The following is a 17,392-nucleotide window of genomic DNA, read 5'->3' as shown; positions in this document are numbered from 1 at the left end:
ACAAAAGATACGAAGGCTAGGAAACTTTCACCGAATTTCAAACCTAAGTCCCGGAACAGATCTTGTCATCAATCATTAAAATTGACCATCCTGTCGAAAACGGCCCGAACCTGCCGTTCGTGCCAAACCCGTCTAACTGCAGCTTCCAGCCAATTCTGTTGAAAAACTCTTGTTGATTTGAGGGTTCATCACTGATTCAATTTACCTGTGAATGCGGAGGATTGACGATGTTAGGACCTAAGCAAGAAGCGCAAGGCGCACTTTTCTACGAGTTTTCAATCGATGATCATGTGCCTCAAGATCACTTATTGCGTTCGATTGATCGCTTTGTGGATTTGTCCAGTATTCGCCGACATCTCTCTGAGTTTTACAGCCACACCGGACGCCCTTCCATTGATCCCGAACTCTTGATCCGCATGTTGCTGGTGGGCTATTGCCTTGGCATTCGATCTGAACGCAGGCTCTGCGAAGAAGTGCATCTTAACCTGGCCTACCGCTGGTTCTGCCGCCTCGATCTGTCCGATCCTGTGCCCAACCATTCGACGTTTTCCAAGAACCGACACGGTCGTTTCCGCGATAGCGATCTGCTGCGTCATCTGTTTGAGGTGACCGTGGCACGGTGCATTTCTGACGGTTTAGTGAGCGGTCAGCACTTTGCGGCTGATGCCAGCCTTATAGAAGCTGATGCCAATATGGCAGTTTTCGCAGCAACAGCGAGACATGGGTAACCGCAGCTTAGGCCCCACCTTTTGCGAGCCGGGCGTTTCTGCGAGTCCCTTGGCATTGTAGATTTGCAGAGGAGATCGTCGTGGGAGTACATCGGGAGCTACGGATGGAGTCCGTAGCGGGTCATGAGATTTTGATTGGAGCTGATGGCAATCGGCGTTGGCCTGACGAAGTGAAGGGCCATTTGGTTGCCGAGACTTTGGTCCCAGGCGTCACCGTGAACGAAGTTGCGCGGCGTGTGGGCGTGACTTGCACAAAGAGTTTGATTGGACCAAAAAAGGGAGCACAGCAGGCAGGAGTTGAAATTCTATTCGTGGACTGCATGGTTAAAGGGGTTAGCAATGAAAATGAAATCAAATTTGAGCATCTATTCAGTTCTATGTTTTGTCTTGCAGTCCGGGGCAAGTCCCTATGCAACTGCTCAGACGTTTCCGTTGGATGGAAGGGTTCTGCAAAATGATGTTGCAGAAGATGTCCTATTTCTGGAATCTGAGACGACTGCCGCCCATCTGGAACCGGCTATTGTTCACCAAGGCGAAGAGCAGCAAAACTTGCGGCGTTGCAAGAAATAACTAACAAAAAGCCAAATATTGTCGTTATCCTCATGGACGACGTGGGCTGGGGTGACATCGGCGCTTTTGGTGGTGGGGCTGCGATCGGGGCTGTGACCCCGAATATGGACCTACTAGCAGCAGAAGGGCTACGACTTACTTCTACGTATTCTCAACCAAGCTGTACACCAACAAGAGCCACCATGCTGACGGGACAGCTACCAGTCAGAACCGGACTATTGCGACCAGCACTCCCTGGCGAAGGCGGTAAAGGGCTAGGCGGTGCCAAAACGATTGCGCAAGTCTTGCGAGAAGGCGGATATGTAACACAGGCCATTGGAAAATGGCATCTGGGTCAGCATGAAAGTGCCCAACCGCAGAACGTCGGTTTCGATCATTACTACGGTCAACTGACATCGTCTGACGATTATACTTCATTTGCTGAACCCTGGCGAAACCCGGACATTGCCAATGTTCCCGCTCGGAGAAAGTGGGCTTCGGAAAGCGAAGACCTGTCGATTGTTGCAGGTGAAACTGGCGAAAAGGCTACGTCGGTTTTTACGATTGATAATGAAACTATCAAGCTTGTTGACGAACAACTGACAGAACACGCTGTAAATTTCATTGAGGGTATGGGAAATTCGGAAAACCCGTTCTTTCTCTACTTTGCCACCCGTGGTGCGCATTTTGATAACTATCCTCACCCTGACTTTGCTGGCAAATCTGGTGCCAAATATCCCTATCGGGATGTGGTTCTGGAACTGGATTTCCGTATTGGCCAGTTGGTTGCAGCACTTGAACGCACCGAGCAGTTAGAAAACACCCTTATTTTTATCACTTCGGACAATGGGCCGATGCTCGAGACCTTTCCCGATATGGGTTACACTCCTTTTCGGGGCGGCAAAGGCACATCATACGAAGGTGGTGTCCGCGTTCCGACCATTGCATATTGGAAGGGAATGATTGAGCCGGGAAGAAGCTCTGATGGCCTGTTCGACCTGGCCGACATTTTTATGACTGCCGCGCGTATTGGGGGGGCCACCAGCGCAATACCTACAGATCAATACATTGATGCAATTGATCAGACTTCATTTCTGCTGGCTGACAACGGGCATTCAAATCGGCGTTCGGTCTTTTTCTGGGCAGGTAGTGTGCTTTCCGGTATGCGGTTCGGCGAGTATAAACTCTTGATAAACGATATGAATTACAGGCATGAAGACAGCTGGCCGGCGCAAAGTCCTTTTCAATCCACTGTTAGCCCTTCCACTTATGGGGGCAAGCTCTTCAACCTTTATATCGACCCAAAAGAGGAGCATGCGATGCTGCCCCTTAAGCAGCCCATGGTTCCGCTTTTGTTACCAGAGTTAGGAAGGCATATTGCGACCTTTAAAGCATACAAACCTCAAGTTGTTCTGAGAGGTTTGGATTCGGTGTCCGGTGAATTCAACTAGGAACTTTTGGGCTTGGACCGACTTTGTTGATGTCCCCACTTACCGGCATCAACAAAGCCACTCCCTACCAATATCTCTATGACAACTTTGTAATTATCCGGTTGAGTAAGCCCCAATTTTCGACGTTCTAAGGCTGTTGTTCACCAGCGCTTCTGCAAAGGTGATACCGGCTGCGACACCGTCGATGATAGGTAAGCCGAATTCTTCACTCAATTGCGCCATAAGGTCCGCCATTCCTGCGCAACCCAAAACAATCGCCTCAGCGTTGTCCTGCTCGATTGCCTCACGGATTTCGGAACGGATTTTGAGAAGGGTCGCTGGATCGCCCTCTTCAAGTTTAAGGACGGGAATATCCGTCGCCCGAACGCGTGCGCACTTTTGTACGAGCCCATATCGCAAAAGGTTGTTTTCAAGTCCCGGAACAGAGCGGGACAGCGTAGTGATAACGCTGAACTTGGTCGCGATCATACTGGCCGCGTGATAGGCGGCTTCTCCGATGCCCAAAACGGGAACTGAAACCAAAGTGCGCACTGCATCGAGCCCAGTATCGTCGAAACAAGCGATGATAATAGCGTCAACGTCGGGATGTCGCGCGACCTCTTCAAGCAGTCCTGGGATACATGTGGCGATATCCAGAAAGCCTTGAATGCTTGCTGGACCACTTTGCGAATTGGCTGCCACGATCTCGGTATCCGGGCGAGCAACAGCTCGCGCCGCCCCTGCAATTTTTTTTGTCATAGAGGAGGTCGTGTTTGGGTTAATGACAAGGATCTTCATGACTGCTCAGACCTCGCCGCCAAGATATGCAGCCTTAATCCGGTCATCATTCAACAACTCTTTGGAGTTGCCTTCGATCACTACATTACCGGTCGCGACGGCGTAGGCGCGGTGCGAAATGCTCAGCGCCATGCGCGAGTTTTGCTCGACAAGTAACACCGAGACACCTTCGTCGCGATTGATGGCGACGATTGAGCGCGCGATGTCCTGCACCAGTTTTGGCGCAATGCCAAGGCTGGGTTCATCAAGCAACAAGAGCTTGGGTTTTGCCATCAATGCGCGCCCGATCACCATCATCTGCTGTTCACCGCCTGACAATGTTCCCGCAGCCTGGCTGTAGCGTTCTTTTAGGCGGGGAAAGCGGGATAGAATGCTGTCAAGCGTGTTTTGAATGTCAGCCTTATCGCTGCGGGTGAATGCCCCCATCATCAGGTTGTCTTTCACCGACATGAAAGGAAACACGCGACGACCTTCGGGCACCATTGCTATGCCGCGTTTAACGATGTCAGAAGGATCAGTGCCGTCAACGCGTTCTCCTTCAAACGTGACAGAGCCATTGACTGGTTCGGCGAGCCCGGTAATCGCGCGCAGGATCGAAGATTTGCCCGCACCATTTGCGCCGATCAGCGCCACCGTTTCCCCCTGATTGACGGTCAACGAAACACCTTTCAGCGCGTACACGTGATCGTAATACAGTTCGACGTCTTTGAAATTCAACATGACTGTCATGGCTTACATCCCGATCTCGTCGTCGACGCTGCCTAAATAGGCCTCGATAACTTTTTTATTGCTCTGGATTTCCGAGGGCGTGCCCTCGGCGATCTTTTCGCCAAAATTCAGCACCACGATCCGGTCCGAAATGTTCATGACCGCTGGCATATCGTGTTCGACCAGCATGACCGTCACCCCACGCTCGTCGCGTACCGAACGCACAAGTTCGACCATACGCGTCGTTTCGTCATGGTTCATGCCGGCGAAAGGCTCATCCAGCAGTAGCACTTTGGGGTCCGTTGCCAGACCAATTGCAATGCCCAAAGCGCGCAGGTTGCCTTGCGGCAAATTGCTGGCCTGTTCATTGCTGATCCCGGACATGCCCAGAAACTCCAGCAACTCATCAGCATATTGACCAAAGGCCACGACATCTTCTTTTGCGGCCTTGCTGCCCCAGAAATATCCTGCAAGTGACGCCTTCGCCCGCAGGTGTTGGGCCAACACGACGCTCTCCCGCACGGTCATGCTTTTGAAGATTGTGGTTTCCTGAAATGTCCTGACGATGCCCTTGCGCGCAACGGCATGCGGTTTGAGGTTTGAAATCCGTTCACCGTGATACAGAACTTCGCCGGATGTGGTCGGCGTGAACGACGAGATCATCTTGAACAAGGTGGATTTCCCGGCCCCGTTTGGCCCAATCACTGACAAGATTTCGTTTTCACCCACGTCAAAGCTGATACTGTTGTTTGCGGTCAGGCCACCATATTTTTTGGTGACATTCTTAACCTGAAGAAGCGGGCTCATTTGGTGCCTCCTTTGCCGATACGCAGGCTCAGCAGGCCGTTTGGCAAAAAGCGGATCACTGCGATCAAAATGGTCGAGTAGATCAACATTTGGTATTTACCGAATTCAAACAGCAGGTCCCAACCGAAGTAGAGAACCAGCGTGCCGAGCATCGGGCCAAAGACATAGCCAAGTCCGCCAAGGAAACAGTTCAGCATAAAGTTGACCGAGTCTGCGACCTGAAAGCTGGAGGGGTAAACCGACTGCGCGATGGACCCGAACATGGCCCCACCAAGACCGCCAAAGAAGCTGGAGATGGCAAAGATCACGACGCGGATATAAGAGATATTAACTCCGATAGAGCTGGCCAATTCCTCGTTCTGTTGCATCGAGCGACACAGGTGCCCAAGGCGGGAATTTACCAACCGGTAGAGCGCCACATAGGTCATGATCATCAGGATGCAGGCAGAATAATAGAAGGCCAGCTTGGTGTTCTCCATTGTCGCGAAATCCGGGATCAGCGGAATACCAAACAGCGACAGGCCCGACGGCAGCGGAATTGACGATATCCCTTTGGCCCCGTTTGTGATTGGCAGCGCAAGTGCTGTCAGCGTCACGACCTGTGTAAGGACAAGTGTGATCATCGCAAAATAGACGCCACGCAGACGCAGGATGGGCAGCCCAATAGCAACGGCGACCAGGGCTGCGAATATCCCGGCGGCAGGCAGGGATAGCCAGAACGACCACCCTGCTTTGACGACCAGAATTGCCGAAACATAGGCACCGATCAGTGCAAATGCGCCTTGACCAATGTTGATCCGGCCAATGTAGAATGTCAGCCAGACCCCTGCGCTTGCGATGGCCAAAAGGGCGACCGATGTTAGAGTAAAGTAGAAATCCCAGCGACCAGTCAGGCCGATCATCAGCGGCACTCCGACAAAGATAACAAAGAGGAATAGTCCGACAGCGGCCAGTTGCTTTGCAGAAAAGTTCAACATCAGATCAACCCCACGGCTTGCCCATCAAACCCTGAGGCCGGATGGTAAGGAAAATCATCAACGAAACGAAGATCAGCAGGTAAGTGATATCGCCATATTGCGACAGCACAGCGAGGCCGATGGCTTCCATAAACCCAAGGATGATACCCCCCCAGATCGCGCCCGAAATCACACCCGCACCACCGATCATCACCATCATAAACGCCTTGATGGAAGTTGGTCCGCCCATTCCAAGGTTCACACCAGTGATGGTGACCAACAAGCCACCGACAAGGCCTGCAAGCATCGCGCCAAGCGCAAAGCCGATCATGGAATAACGGTCAACATTTACACCCATCAACTGAGCTGCGACCCGATCCTGTGCTAACGCACGCAGGGCGCGGCCCGTTTTGGTATATTGCATCAGACCAATAAATGCGACGATCGACAGGATCGCCAAAACACAAATTAGAATACGGTCGTAGGGCATGATCAGTCGGAAATCAAAGTTGAACACACCGTCGACGATTTTCGGAACGCCACGCTGTTTCTCACCAAATACCAATAGGATCACCGCATCCAAAAAGAACGCAATACCTGCGGCCAAAAGCATCGTGCTTTCGTCGCGGGCGGATCCTTTGATCACTGGGGCAAACAGAAATTTCTCTATTAGCGCCCCTAGGATAGCCAGGGTTACGCATGACATGACGAGGGCCAGAATGAACGGCACTCCCCACTGGCCGTAGAATGTATATGTGACGAAACCGCCAATCACATACATCTGGCCATGAGCAAAGTTGAGGACATTCATCAGGGCAAAAATCAGGGTCAAACCAAGCGCGATCATCGCGTATTGGGACCCCAGATAGACACCATTGGCCAATATTTGTTCCATGAGAGCTTTCTTTCGTTGAAAGGCCCCGGGCCATTAAGGCCCGGGGAAGTTCTGCTCAGGGCAAGCCTAAGCAGTCAGGGAAGTTCAGTCGACTTCAGCTACGAAAAGCGTTTCAAATGCACCGTCCTGATAGACGTTCACAACCAGCGGAACAGCAACTTGGCGACGCTGACCAAAGGAAGACATACCTACATAGCGCAGTTTTGCATCACCGTTCATATAAGGGTTTGGCGCTTCAAACGTGTCCATCGTAGCTTGGAACGCGTTCACATTATCGATTGCGGAGGGATCAGCCTTGAGCGTCTCAAGGATGTATTCCAGAGCATAGACCTTGGTGTTGGACTCGTCATTATATTCGCCAAACAAGTCAGTATAGCGCTGGACAAATTCGTTCATCATCGGCGAGGCAAGCTCTGGAGTTGAAGCGCCGCCAACCGAAATGAACCCATTTGCCAGGTCACCAGCGCCTTCGGCCAGAACACCAGCATCCTGTGCTGTTTCTGTCGAAATAGCGCCTTCAAAACCCAGTTCGCGGGCGGAACGGATCAACTGTGGCGCGTTGGCAGGCGAAACACCGGACAACACCAGCAGATCAGGCCGTGTGCGCATGATGGGTGTCAGAACAGGCGTAAAGTCTGTGGTATCAACTTGGTATGTCACGTTAGAAGAAACGACTTCCAACCCCAAGGCTTCTGCTGCCGCAACACCACCATCACGCTGGGTGAGCGGATCAGATTCATTGGCGGCGATGAAGGCAACGGTTTTGACGCCTTTTTCATCCATCAGATATTTGTAGATCGCAGGACCGGACTGGTAATTGGCGACCATACCAAGAACGGCGTTAGACGCAGGCGCCTGGTACAGGCTTTTGGGGAATGCGTATGGGAAATACATAATTCCGTTGGCCTCTGCTACGGGACGTACGGCGGCTGCACCGTCATCGACGTTCGGACCCACAACATAGTGGATACCTTCTTGAGCCATCTTCTCCATACCCGCTATCGCACGCTTGGGGTCTTTCTGGTCGTCGAAAGACACAATTTTGATGTCATATGTCGTGCCGCTGATCGTGTAGCCGCCGGTCTCGTTGATCCAGGCCGCCCGTGTTTCCATAGAGCGCTGGTTCGAGATACCCCACGCTGCGGCGGGGCCACTGGTCACGCCAACAAAGCCTATTTTCAGAACTGGATTTTCAGCAAAGGCCGCTGTGGCCTGAAACGCGGTGAAGGTTACGGCCGCTAGTGCGACTTTCGTTAGTGTTCTACGTAGCATTTTAAACTCCCGTTGAATTCATTGTTGGCGTCTTTGGTGTCCTTATTGGCAGGCAATCTAATGAAAGCATCATACATGCCGCGCCACCAACTTGACGATTGTTAACAATTTTTGTCAACACTTTTGAAAATATTATCAACGATATCTCAGCTTTCCCCATACACTGATCGTAATTTAAGCGGTATCATGCACCATCAGCTGCCAAACTAATCGGTCTTGAAAGGTCTCAATGTGAGCATCAAATCTCAGGCAAAAAACCCAGGCGAAACGGTTTTTTCATCTGAACCGGATGAGAATTTGATCGTTGAGCGCATTTACAAAGCTGTCATGGAGCAACAGTTGGCACCCAACACCAAGTTGAGCGAATCGCGCCTTTGCGAGACCTTCGGTGTTGGACGCATGCGTGTTCGGCGGGCACTTTTGCTTCTCTCTAGTCAGGGAATCATCGACCTACAGTCGAATCGTGGTGCATATGTCGCCTGTCCGGACAAGTCCGAGGCGAAAGATGTTTTCGACGCTCGATTACTGATTGAACCTCCGCTTGTTCGGCAGTTAGCCCAGGGCCCAAGTGAAACTAGTTTGGCACTTCTCACCGATCACATCGCACTTGAAGATGCTGCGCGAAAAGAGAACGAGCGTACGGAAGTCATTCGTCTGTCCGGTGAGTTTCACACCAAACTCGCCCAGGCGACTGGAAACAAGTCCATCTCGAGGATGATGCGAGAGCTGGTGACTCGAACGTCGCTGATTGTAGGCTTATTTGGAACATCCGAGAACGCGAGTTGTCCTGATGACGAACACACCAAGATCCTACACGCGATCCAGTCTCGAGATCCAGATCGAGCTGAAGAGCTTCTGATTTCTCACCTGAACCATATCCAAAGCGGTCTCGACATGAATACAAAACCGCAACCTCAGGACGATTTAGCTGCTATTCTAAGCTCAACCTGATCGAGTTGAGCGCGTCGAACCTGAGATTATAAGCGGACCAGGCCGCGCCAGAAAGTGACTGCTTTAGAGTTGACTACAGTGGGAGTGCAAAATCTATCCACGTTCGTCTGCCCCGCTAAAGTCAAGTTCAGGTTACTGGGCCGTTTGCCGTCATTCGCGCAAGCTGCAGCATCGAACAGTTTGGACTCCTTGCTGCCGTTAACTGTGGACTGTTCGAAGAACCGGTTAGGGCCGTTTGTGACAGTGATGGAAGCGGGAAGTGGTGTAATTGCTGCACCAGGCACATTTGGGTGCGAAGGCGGAAAGGAGCCGTTCGCTGCGGAGATTACCAGCGACAGCTGAGCGGACACTTTCGATTTTCGGATCGCTCCCTCAAATAGTCCGGTGTTGGAGCTTTCCGACGCGTGCGCCCGAAATGACGGGAGATAGAAGGTTTATACTTCGAATGAACCAAGGGTCGGCAGTGCATGGCTGGTCAGTCAATAGCTCTAGGGCTTGCTCTAACTGCAGTAGACAACATCAGTCGAGTCCTTCCAGATACGCGCCACTTTTCAGCAATCGAAAGTAACTCGAGCTAATTCAGAACTTCATCTCCAAACGAAGACCGGCAAATACCGCCGTATCCCTATCGGCGCGGGCGGGATCAATCAACTGAAGGTCCGCTGAAAGCCGGGCCCAGGGTGTGATCGCAATATTGTAGAAAGCCTCAACCCCTTGTTCGTCCTGCAACGGAAAACCTGCTGTAGAAGCGGCTGATTTCAATGGGTCGCTAAAGTTGTAGCGGAACGCGGCAACGCCCCAAGTGTCATTTTCACGATTGGGTATAGGGCTGTCGCCGGCCAGCCCCGCAAAAATATGCCCCCGAATTGGATTCGGATTACCATCGGAAATACCTGCCTCGATGAACATGCCCCAGCTTTTTCCGTTGCCAAGTGACACCAGCGCCTGCTGATAGCCGTAGCTCAAGTACCAGTAGTTCTTCGGGTCGCCAATTGGTCCCTTCAGAGCTGGAGGGAGAAGCAGTTGCGGCAGGTTGTTGAGGTCGAAGCCATTCTGCGTGCTGTAGTAGCCCTTGATAGAATGAAAAGCTGGCAGTCGTCCGCTGGATACAGGAATTGTTGCTGCCAAGCCCAGTGTCACACCATCGTCGAACAGGTTCTTTAACACCTCTGAGTCATCTGCATTGCGCGGGTCGTACAACAATACAGTAAAGATCGCAGGTTTCGTTTTGATTGTCAGGATGCCTCCCGCGAAATATGGCGGGACCACGCCCGACACAGGTGCCGCAAGACCTGTATTCATGAAGGTGTTAATACCGCCCCCGCCAAGGATGGGTGTTTTAGATGCAAGTGAAGCAGCGTTGAATTTACCGAAACTGAACGACACGTTTTCATTGAAGGCTTGCGTGAACGAAATCGACAATGCGTTATTGTCGCCATTCAATCTCGGGAAAGTGTAGGCGGTGTTGACGGGCAAAATTGCCCCATCACCATTCGCCACGCCACCGAGGCTGTTTCCATAGGTATGCTCATAGTCGATTGTCGCGTAAAAGCCTCGCCACAGGCCGAGCTTTTCACCGTCGATGCTGATAAGTGCGCGCGCAACACCGCTGTTCTCAAAATCATTTGAACCGTTCCCGCTCGTCATTTGCTGTCCGAAGTGGGTCAGGCTGAGCTCCGTGTTTATTCCGATGTTCCGCAGGGCAACCGTTGGGCTGCCTTCAAAATCGAGCAACCGTTCCCGTTCGTTAAGTGGCGTCGGTTCCGCCATCGCCTCAGTGCTTGCGGTGCTAACTATCACGCTGAACAGAACCCAGCGCCAACTGGATCCCGCTTGTACTTTTCCGGCCATTGTCATATGGTCCGTGGAACGGTGTGAACCAGGACTGGCTCCATCGTGTCGATGTCGCCAATGGGCTCGGGCGGACGCCAAGTAAACATCGAATAGGTAATTGCATCCTCGGTGACATCGATGACCGTAAAGCCGTTTTTCTCGCTGGTCTGCATCACCTCCTCCATGCCTATTAGCTGCGATGGCATCGTTTCAACCGCGCGCATTGAGGACGGAAAACCAGTATCTCCAGTACCAAGTGCGCCCGTCAGAACCGTTTCAATCGGGCGTTTGAAAGACAGCTCCCCAGACTGGTAAATCTGCCCTGCACCACTGGCGTGGAAGTCACCCTGCATAATAACGGGAGCCCGTTTCTTCTGCGCGGCCAGAGCCTCCAGTAACCGTTGGTGTTGGCCATACCAGCCGGTTTGCCATCCCTGCTTGGGATTATACATTACCAGTTTCCCGGTCTTTTCATCCAGATTGTCAGGGTACCAGTCACCAAGTTTGCCCGATGAGTAACCAAAGGGCATCGACGGGCAATGCATGAAGTGCAGAGTGTCTTCGGCCAAGGTCCGGTCGATGATCCAGTTTTCTGCCGCCTGCGGCAAAATCCGAGCATGCTTACCTTTGTAGTCGATCAAACGCCTGCAATCGTAGATGACAGCCTCCAGCAGATCGCCATAACGGATAGAACCATAAAGCATATTCGATCCGACCGCCCGCCCTGCACGCAACCCGCCATCCAGCCAATCTTCATACGGCTGGCCGTGTGGCAAAAGCTCTGGGTAATACATAAATTGGGTCAGCTCAGCCGCCCGAAGCCCGTAGGAATCGGCGGGCTGAGTTGCCAGTTCATCTGTAAATTCATCGTTCTCGAACATGTCGTGATCATCAGTCACGAAAAACGCAGGCGAAGACCGCAATCGGGTGCCATAGAGCCCAGCAATTTGCTGATTGCAAAGCGCTTGAAAGATCTGGGCGTTTCGCGGGTCCAGCATTGGGCGCGTTGTGTCCAACTCCCCACCGATTGGATCCCAGTACTGCTTTCGCATGAAATCGGCAAAAGGCTTGTTCAACGACGTTTTGATGTCCCAGTAGATGTGGTCCCCATTGGAAATCACCACGTCAGGCTCAAAACCAATCCCGCGTTCGAGAAGACGCTGGCGAGCAGCCATGTCCAAGAAACCGGTTTTACCGTCATCCAGCCGGGGCCCATCCATGCCGCCAGCACAGGTAAAGGCGAGTATCCGCATCTTTTGTGGCATGGTGCCCGGGGCCGGGAAAGTTTTGAGTGGCCATGTATCTGTAATTTCGCCGCCACCGCCTTCCAACAATCGCAGAGTATACTCTTTATCTGCTTCCAGCCTAGTTGCATCAAACTGCCAGAACTTCCCAGCAATATCGGTTCTGCTCCCGGTGACGGCATCTCCATCCACGTGCAGTACCGGTGCCTCGTTGCGGGCAGCTTGAAAGGAGGCTTTGATCAGGAAGCGTTCATGGCTTGCCGTCGGGATGAGATGAACAAGGTCACCACCATTCCAAAGATCAGTTTGAGATCGTGCTGTAAACGGGAATACTGTCGCTGCTGCGCCTGCAGCAGCCATCTGCAGCAGGCTTCTGCGCGAAGGTCCATTGGTGGGATAAGAGCTCAAATCCATGGTTATTCCTTTACTGAACTAACAAAATTCTATGCAGTTCTCAAAAATACAATTGTAAAAATGATTGCCTCACCGAGTTCTTAGTATATCAATCCGATCTTGTTTGTCTCTTAGTAACAATAGTTATAGCCACCTTACCGTTAGGCTCAGGACTCATAACCAGAATATGACGGTTGCTGCGAGTGCGATTGCAGACAGGAAGACCTTTGGACACCTGTCGTAACGGGTTGCTATGCGCCGCCAGTCTTTCAATCGGCCAAACATGATCTCAATCCGGTTACGCCTTTTGTAGCGGCGCTTGTCATACTTGATTTCTTTGTCTCGTGATTTTCGGCCTGGGATGCAAGGCGTGATACCCATACCCACAAGGGTTTTGCGAAACCAATCCGCATCATAGCCACGATCCCCGAGCAGCCAGTCAGCTGCAGGCAGGCTACTCACAAGCGCTCTGGCTCCGGTATAATCGCTCACCTGACCAGCTTTCATAAGAACCGGATTGGTCGCCCCATCGTGTCAGTCACAGCATGCAACTTTGTATTCATGCCGCCTTTGGTGCGCCCTATCAGACGTCCACGCCCCCCTTTATAACCGACAAGCTAGAAGCTGTCCGGTGGGCTTTGAGGTAAGTTGCGTCGATTGAAATCGTTTTGTTGTCCGGTGCTTCAGCAGCAAGTCCTTCCATGATCCGGGCAAACACCCCCATATCACTCCACCGTTTCCAACGATTGTAGAGCGTCTTGGCAGGACCGTATTCTTTGGGTGCATCACACCAACGTAAACCATTGCGATTGATGAAGATAATGCCACTTAAGACACGTCGATCATCAACGCGCGGTACGCCATGGCTCTTTGGAAAATAGGGCCGAAGCCGCGCCATTTGATCTTCGTTCAGCCAGTAAAGATTGCTCATAAAGTCCCCCAGATTGAGGACTCTGAATCACGCAGCCATCTCAGCCTCAAGCGGATTAATGGGTCCTGAGCCTAGGAAACTTTCACCGAATTTCAAACCTAAGTCCCGGAACAGATCTTGTCATCAATCATTAAAATTGACCATCCTGTCGAAAACGGCCCGAACCTGCCGTTCGTGCCAAACCCGTCTAACTGCAGCTTCCAGCCCAAAGCGGTCATCATGTCCAACAGGCTAAATGGAAAGACCGGACATTCACCTTCTGACAGACGGGAGACCGCTGTGCGGACGACACCGACCTTGGATTTCCCGACTTCGCTGGCGCGGCATTTTCTCGAACTTGCAGCAGCTTTCATGCAGCTACGCAGCATAGGTCACCAAAGCAGTCATTAGAATTCGAGATTAGCAGATGCGAAATTCGAACCACCTTTTCTCTGCGGCTGTGCCTATGACTGCTTCGGCCTAAGTACTTTCAAACTACGTTTGCAGCATTGACCAGCCATAAAACAGGGTCACACCAAGTGTATAAACCGCAAGAATGACCACATTGACCGGATTTCCAGACAGTTTCGGTGTCTTGATCTGGGATACATTCAATCCCGCAAGGCACAGACCACACACCGCCAGAATGATCGCAAACGTTGAGCGCTCAAAGTATCCCGCAAACATGACGACAAACACAAGAATGATGCTGTTGTTATCAATGGCTAGCCCCGTATATTTAGCATCCCCCGACAACCCGAAGGTGCTGAAATAGCTCAGGCGGATCGCACCAAAGACCAACGTCACGAACACGACGGGCAGAAACACGGTACTAAAATCGGCATAACTCAGGATGAGAATGGCAGGCGTGACGCCGTAGCTGACAATATCGATCAGCAGATCAAGCGTACCGCCGAAGGCCCGATCATCCCCAGTGCGGCCTTTCATTTTGCGTGCAATCAATCCATCGGCCCAATCAAATCCCACGGCCCAAATCATGCCGATCATCGCTGCCGGGTACATCCCAATGATCAAAAAATAGATCGCCAGCAGCGAACACCCCAAGCCCGCAAGCGAGCAGATATTGGGCAGATCTTTGATGTAGGATAGGATCGGTGGGTTCGGCGCGGCAGCGTTTTCGATTGTCATGAGACATCCTTTGAGTTAACAGAACTGACACCTTGTCAACATTTGACAGGCAATCTCTGCTTTCCATTCTGAGTGCATTTGAAACGTGTCGTTTCAAAACATCAATTAACTCTGGGCTTCTGAAAGCCTAGAGATATCTCAGTTTAATTGTTTGAAACAACTGAACAAAATTCACGCACACGCGCATTCAGATGCCCTGTGCTACCACCGATGACGGGTGGGCAAAAGGATAAAGCGAAAATGATCGTCTATACCGTTGGCACGTTCGACCTGCTTCATGTTGGCCACCTGGCATTGTTGAAACACTGTAAATCTTTGGGCGATACCTTGGCCGTTGGAGTAGCCTCTGATGAGGTCGTGAACCTGTACAAACCCAACGTTCCAGTTGTCCCATTGGAACAACGGGTTGAGATGCTTGAAGCCCTTAGTTGCGTCGACATTGTGCGCCCCTATCACGCGCTAGAATACGTTTCGGGCTGCAAAGCTGTCGGTGCCGATATCTTTGTAATTGGCGAAGATTGGGGCACTAATTCCCACAACCTCGATGTTGATTCCTATCTGAAAGAGATGGGCAAAGAAATCGCGCAGGTGCGTTACAACCCGCGCACATCGTCCACAAAAATAAAACAGATGGTTCTGGCACAGTCCCAAGCCAGCAATCGACCGCACTGATACCACCCGCCGGTTTGCGGCCTCTTTTCGGCGTCGACCCCCATTTGTCTCACAAAAGGTGACCCATATGATGGCACTCTACTCCAAGCCTGCGGCGTTCAGCGCGGGTGAGTGTGAGCGTATCATTGCGGCCATCACCGCTGTGCCGTCCAACGATGCGATGCTTGTAGGTCAGACGAAAGACCAGTCAGTGCGCAGAGCAAAACTGGTCTGGGTGGATGACGTCGACGGGCTGGGCTGGGTCATGGACCGCTTAATCGAAATTGTCCGAAAATCCAATGCCGTCCAATTTGATTTTGACCTGCGCGAGTTTGCCGAGAGCCCTCAGGTCGCAAGTTACAAGGCCTCAGACAGAGGACATTTTTCTTGGCACTCCGACATTGGCGATGGCCCCATGGCACGTAAACGCAAGCTCACATTGGTACTACAGCTTAGTTTGCCAAGTTCGTACGAGGGTGGCGATCTAGAGGTTATGCCAAGTGCTCAGGTCTTATCTGCAGACCGCGCTCAAGGGTGTGTCAGCATCTTCCCCAGCTTTGTGCTTCATCAGGTGGTTCCCGTGCAACACGGCGTGCGCCATTCCTTGACACTATGGGCACATGGGCCTGCGTTCAGATGAAACGCCTCACCGGTTGCGTCGCAGTGGCCCGTTAAAAATCGTCGAATTCGGGCACATTTCCAATCCGAACAAGGAACGTCGGCGCACTTATCTCGCCCGAACTTGAATCCTCAACAATCATATAGGCATCTGCACCGGCGCAATCTGGCGATTGGCTCGCACGTTCCGCTCGGCTTTCGGCTTCTTGTGCCGTTGAATACTGGAACTGTTTGTCAATTTTCACACCCGCTGGTGCGCCCTTTGTCCCCTTGGCATCGACATAGGTTTGACAAATGTAATGGGTTTTTGACGTGTCGCCGTTATCGTCTGACATTTGGGCAATCCTTGAAAGAACTTTGGAGGAGAACGTAGTCAGAGCCAATCTGCGGCTCTCAACGCGCGATCGCTCAGAAACCTGAACGTTCGAGATCAACGACCACTATCCTACATGAACTAGAAAGTCCGTCGCAAACTTCATAAAAGAAGCTGCCGAATTCCGAAAGTTCGATCTGGTGCGATGGCCTTTGGGGGGTTCTTCTCCGAGGTGGTCCGCAAGAATGACCGGTTTTCCCGCCCCGCAGCAGCTGCCAGACTCACGCTGACGCAGCAATTTTTGCGCCGCGAGCGCACGTAGCAGGAAAACCAAATTCACACAATGGGCTCGGAGCCGCCGTTCACCGCGACGACCATGCAGGTCTGCAATGCAGACAAAGTGGATTTATGCACTTGTGGCTTTCGCTGACACAGAAACCATTCGCATCTGCGACATGCGTTTTGTTGAGTTGCAACCAATTTCGCCGAATCGGTCCTTTGCCTTGCCAAATGAGGCACCCAGACAAACCGCCAAGCGCCGCGTAATTCGGGAGCCCGAACGAAAGCTATGTAAGGCTATTGAATGCACTCAAACAGAGTTTCGACCAACGGCAATACGTGCGGGTGTGCTGCCCAGTCTTCGGCGGAGTAAAGGAACGCGTATGACGTCGCAGAGGCCGCAATCGGGAAGACAGGCCGATTAGTCGCCGTGAGGACGGCAGTCGTGTGGGACCTGATCGAAAGGGTATCCGTTGTGACATCGAAGTTGGCGATGGCAATAACGTTTCCTGAGACATCGTGGGACCAGTCGATGCGGGCAGTTGGCGCAATTTCAAGATCGAATGCCGTCAATATGAGATCCCGCATTTCACGAGGACGCAACATCAGCTGGTGCGGTCTAAGGAACACGGCGGCGCGATAGCGATAGATGGTCGTGTGTGTGGTCGTGCTCGTCGAGGGCAGCAGCTCTAAGTCGACCGACCGCCGGAGCGAGACCGACCTTTGCTGACGCCTTCGGGCACTGCCGCGCGCCATGCTGTCGTGCCTTTGCATCTTGCACAGATGCGCTGGCCGAACCCTTCGCTCCAAAACGAAGCATTACAAGCCAAGCAGGACCGCAGCTTCGGCACATCGCCAAGCGCGCGGCTGGGGTGATCCATCAGGATGTCGTCGACTTTTGCTTGCAT

18 protein-coding genes and 3 pseudogenes are annotated in these 17,392 nt (G+C 52.1%); 7 read left to right on the top strand and 14 right to left on the bottom strand.

The features are described from left to right. Nucleotides 1-227 precede the first annotated feature (227 nt). From AC2T28_RS22000 to AC2T28_RS21985, 4 genes and pseudogenes are all read left to right on the top strand, one after another. Nucleotides 228-692: pseudogene (locus tag AC2T28_RS22000) on the top strand (transposase); the annotation flags it as partial. Between the two features lie 140 nt (nucleotides 693-832). Continuing rightward, nucleotides 833-928: pseudogene (locus AC2T28_RS21995) on the top strand (IS66-like element accessory protein TnpA); the annotation flags it as partial. Nucleotides 929-1,067: 139 nt separating this feature from the next. Then, nucleotides 1,068-1,298: a hypothetical protein gene (locus AC2T28_RS21990; RefSeq protein ID WP_486750778.1), complete on the top strand. Its 231-nt coding sequence runs from the start codon at nucleotides 1,068-1,070 to the stop codon at nucleotides 1,296-1,298. Further along, nucleotides 1,286-2,728 (top strand): sulfatase-like hydrolase/transferase, encoded by a 1,443-nt coding sequence (locus tag AC2T28_RS21985; protein ID WP_486750756.1) that lies wholly within the window; start codon nucleotides 1,286-1,288, stop codon nucleotides 2,726-2,728. Before AC2T28_RS21990 ends, AC2T28_RS21985 begins: the two co-directional genes overlap by 13 nt. A 93-nt stretch (nucleotides 2,729-2,821) precedes the next feature. Here the strand turns inward: AC2T28_RS21985 and AC2T28_RS21980 are convergent, their stop codons facing one another. From AC2T28_RS21980 to AC2T28_RS21955, 6 genes are all read right to left on the bottom strand, one after another. After that, complete coding sequence (locus AC2T28_RS21980; protein ID WP_486750755.1) at nucleotides 2,822-3,505, bottom strand: aspartate/glutamate racemase family protein; 684 nt, start codon at nucleotides 3,503-3,505, stop codon at nucleotides 2,822-2,824. 6 nt (nucleotides 3,506-3,511) lie between these two features. Next, nucleotides 3,512-4,234 carry an ABC transporter ATP-binding protein gene (locus AC2T28_RS21975; RefSeq protein ID WP_486750754.1) on the bottom strand — a complete coding sequence of 241 codons (723 nt, stop codon included), beginning with the start codon at nucleotides 4,232-4,234 and terminating at the stop codon, nucleotides 3,512-3,514. A gap of 3 nt (nucleotides 4,235-4,237) precedes the next feature. Then, entirely contained in the window at nucleotides 4,238-5,020 is a 783-nt protein-coding gene (locus AC2T28_RS21970; RefSeq protein ID WP_486750753.1) for an ABC transporter ATP-binding protein, read from the bottom strand. Beyond that, nucleotides 5,017-5,997, bottom strand: a complete 981-nt coding sequence (locus AC2T28_RS21965) for a branched-chain amino acid ABC transporter permease (RefSeq protein ID WP_486750752.1) — start codon at nucleotides 5,995-5,997, stop codon at nucleotides 5,017-5,019. The genes AC2T28_RS21970 and AC2T28_RS21965 overlap by 4 nt, the downstream gene beginning before the upstream one ends. Nucleotides 5,998-6,001: 4 nt before the next feature. Next, entirely contained in the window at nucleotides 6,002-6,871 is an 870-nt protein-coding gene (locus tag AC2T28_RS21960; RefSeq protein ID WP_486750751.1) for a branched-chain amino acid ABC transporter permease, read from the bottom strand. An 84-nt stretch (nucleotides 6,872-6,955) separates the two neighbouring features. Continuing rightward, nucleotides 6,956-8,143: an ABC transporter substrate-binding protein gene (locus AC2T28_RS21955; RefSeq protein ID WP_486750750.1), complete on the bottom strand. Its 1,188-nt coding sequence runs from the start codon at nucleotides 8,141-8,143 to the stop codon at nucleotides 6,956-6,958. A 231-nt stretch (nucleotides 8,144-8,374) separates the two neighbouring features. Between AC2T28_RS21955 and AC2T28_RS21950 the strand changes: the two genes are divergently transcribed. Next, the gene (locus AC2T28_RS21950; RefSeq protein ID WP_486750775.1) at nucleotides 8,375-9,094 is read left to right on the top strand and encodes a GntR family transcriptional regulator; all 720 of its coding nucleotides are present in this window, start codon (nucleotides 8,375-8,377) and stop codon (nucleotides 9,092-9,094) included. A gap of 579 nt (nucleotides 9,095-9,673) precedes the next feature. Here AC2T28_RS21950 and AC2T28_RS21945 read toward each other — a convergent pair. The 5 genes and pseudogenes from AC2T28_RS21945 to AC2T28_RS21925 all read right to left on the bottom strand — a co-directional run bounded on the left by AC2T28_RS21945 (nucleotide 9,674) and on the right by AC2T28_RS21925 (nucleotide 14,623). Further along, complete coding sequence (locus tag AC2T28_RS21945) at nucleotides 9,674-10,945, bottom strand: carbohydrate porin (protein WP_486750749.1); 1,272 nt, start codon at nucleotides 10,943-10,945, stop codon at nucleotides 9,674-9,676. A gap of 2 nt (nucleotides 10,946-10,947) precedes the next feature. Continuing rightward, nucleotides 10,948-12,585 (bottom strand): alkaline phosphatase D family protein, encoded by a 1,638-nt coding sequence (locus tag AC2T28_RS21940; RefSeq protein ID WP_486750748.1) that lies wholly within the window; start codon nucleotides 12,583-12,585, stop codon nucleotides 10,948-10,950. 153 nt (nucleotides 12,586-12,738) lie between these two features. Further along, nucleotides 12,739-13,495: pseudogene (locus tag AC2T28_RS21935) on the bottom strand (IS5 family transposase). A 98-nt stretch (nucleotides 13,496-13,593) separates the two neighbouring features. After that, entirely contained in the window at nucleotides 13,594-13,848 is a 255-nt protein-coding gene (locus AC2T28_RS21930; RefSeq protein WP_486750747.1) for a hypothetical protein, read from the bottom strand. A gap of 121 nt (nucleotides 13,849-13,969) precedes the next feature. Beyond that, entirely contained in the window at nucleotides 13,970-14,623 is a 654-nt protein-coding gene (locus tag AC2T28_RS21925) for a CDP-alcohol phosphatidyltransferase family protein (protein ID WP_138165365.1), read from the bottom strand. A 240-nt stretch (nucleotides 14,624-14,863) separates the two neighbouring features. Between AC2T28_RS21925 and AC2T28_RS21920 the strand changes: the two genes are divergently transcribed. Further along, on the top strand, nucleotides 14,864-15,295 hold the full coding sequence (locus AC2T28_RS21920; RefSeq protein ID WP_138165366.1) for an FAD synthase family protein: 432 nt from the start codon (nucleotides 14,864-14,866) through the stop codon (nucleotides 15,293-15,295). Nucleotides 15,296-15,362: 67 nt separating this feature from the next. After that, on the top strand, nucleotides 15,363-15,914 hold the full coding sequence (locus tag AC2T28_RS21915) for a 2OG-Fe(II) oxygenase (RefSeq protein ID WP_486750746.1): 552 nt from the start codon (nucleotides 15,363-15,365) through the stop codon (nucleotides 15,912-15,914). 31 nt (nucleotides 15,915-15,945) lie between these two features. On the opposite strand, the gene AC2T28_RS21910 is transcribed toward AC2T28_RS21915, so the two are convergent. The 3 genes from AC2T28_RS21910 to AC2T28_RS21900 form a co-directional block, all read right to left on the bottom strand. Further along, nucleotides 15,946-16,227 carry a hypothetical protein gene (locus AC2T28_RS21910; protein ID WP_138165368.1) on the bottom strand — a complete coding sequence of 94 codons (282 nt, stop codon included), beginning with the start codon at nucleotides 16,225-16,227 and terminating at the stop codon, nucleotides 15,946-15,948. Between the two features lie 554 nt (nucleotides 16,228-16,781). Further along, nucleotides 16,782-17,240, bottom strand: a complete 459-nt coding sequence (locus tag AC2T28_RS21905; RefSeq protein WP_486750774.1) for a transglutaminase N-terminal domain-containing protein — start codon at nucleotides 17,238-17,240, stop codon at nucleotides 16,782-16,784. Continuing rightward, nucleotides 17,174-17,392 carry a hypothetical protein gene (locus tag AC2T28_RS21900; RefSeq protein WP_486750777.1) on the bottom strand — a complete coding sequence of 73 codons (219 nt, stop codon included), beginning with the start codon at nucleotides 17,390-17,392 and terminating at the stop codon, nucleotides 17,174-17,176. Before AC2T28_RS21900 ends, AC2T28_RS21905 begins: the two co-directional genes overlap by 67 nt.

The sequence above is a fragment of the Parasedimentitalea nitratireducens genome (assembly GCF_057444295.1).
This window is presented reverse-complemented; position numbering and strand designations above follow the sequence as displayed.

What these genes read in the sequence shown, in the direction of transcription:
- AC2T28_RS21990 (WP_486750778.1), top strand. Translation starts at nt 1,068, where the DNA reads ATGAAAATGAAATCAAATTTGAGCATCTATTCAGTTCTATGTTTTGTC.
- AC2T28_RS21980 (WP_486750755.1), bottom strand. Translation starts at nt 3,505, where the DNA reads ATGAAGATCCTTGTCATTAACCCAAACACGACCTCCTCTATGACAAAA.
- AC2T28_RS21975 (WP_486750754.1), bottom strand. Translation starts at nt 4,234, where the DNA reads ATGACAGTCATGTTGAATTTCAAAGACGTCGAACTGTATTACGATCAC.
- AC2T28_RS21970 (WP_486750753.1), bottom strand. Translation starts at nt 5,020, where the DNA reads ATGAGCCCGCTTCTTCAGGTTAAGAATGTCACCAAAAAATATGGTGGC.
- AC2T28_RS21965 (WP_486750752.1), bottom strand. Translation starts at nt 5,997, where the DNA reads ATGTTGAACTTTTCTGCAAAGCAACTGGCCGCTGTCGGACTATTCCTC.
- AC2T28_RS21960 (WP_486750751.1), bottom strand. Translation starts at nt 6,871, where the DNA reads ATGGAACAAATATTGGCCAATGGTGTCTATCTGGGGTCCCAATACGCG.
- AC2T28_RS21955 (WP_486750750.1), bottom strand. Translation starts at nt 8,143, where the DNA reads ATGCTACGTAGAACACTAACGAAAGTCGCACTAGCGGCCGTAACCTTC.
- AC2T28_RS21945 (WP_486750749.1), bottom strand. Translation starts at nt 10,945, where the DNA reads ATGGCCGGAAAAGTACAAGCGGGATCCAGTTGGCGCTGGGTTCTGTTC.
- AC2T28_RS21940 (WP_486750748.1), bottom strand. Translation starts at nt 12,585, where the DNA reads ATGGATTTGAGCTCTTATCCCACCAATGGACCTTCGCGCAGAAGCCTG.
- AC2T28_RS21930 (WP_486750747.1), bottom strand. Translation starts at nt 13,848, where the DNA reads ATGAAAGCTGCTGCAAGTTCGAGAAAATGCCGCGCCAGCGAAGTCGGG.
- AC2T28_RS21925 (WP_138165365.1), bottom strand. Translation starts at nt 14,623, where the DNA reads ATGACAATCGAAAACGCTGCCGCGCCGAACCCACCGATCCTATCCTAC.
- AC2T28_RS21920 (WP_138165366.1), top strand. Translation starts at nt 14,864, where the DNA reads ATGATCGTCTATACCGTTGGCACGTTCGACCTGCTTCATGTTGGCCAC.
- AC2T28_RS21915 (WP_486750746.1), top strand. Translation starts at nt 15,363, where the DNA reads ATGATGGCACTCTACTCCAAGCCTGCGGCGTTCAGCGCGGGTGAGTGT.
- AC2T28_RS21910 (WP_138165368.1), bottom strand. Translation starts at nt 16,227, where the DNA reads ATGTCAGACGATAACGGCGACACGTCAAAAACCCATTACATTTGTCAA.
- AC2T28_RS21905 (WP_486750774.1), bottom strand. Translation starts at nt 17,240, where the DNA reads ATGGCGCGCGGCAGTGCCCGAAGGCGTCAGCAAAGGTCGGTCTCGCTC.
- AC2T28_RS21900 (WP_486750777.1), bottom strand. Translation starts at nt 17,392, where the DNA reads ATGCAAGCAAAAGTCGACGACATCCTGATGGATCACCCCAGCCGCGCG.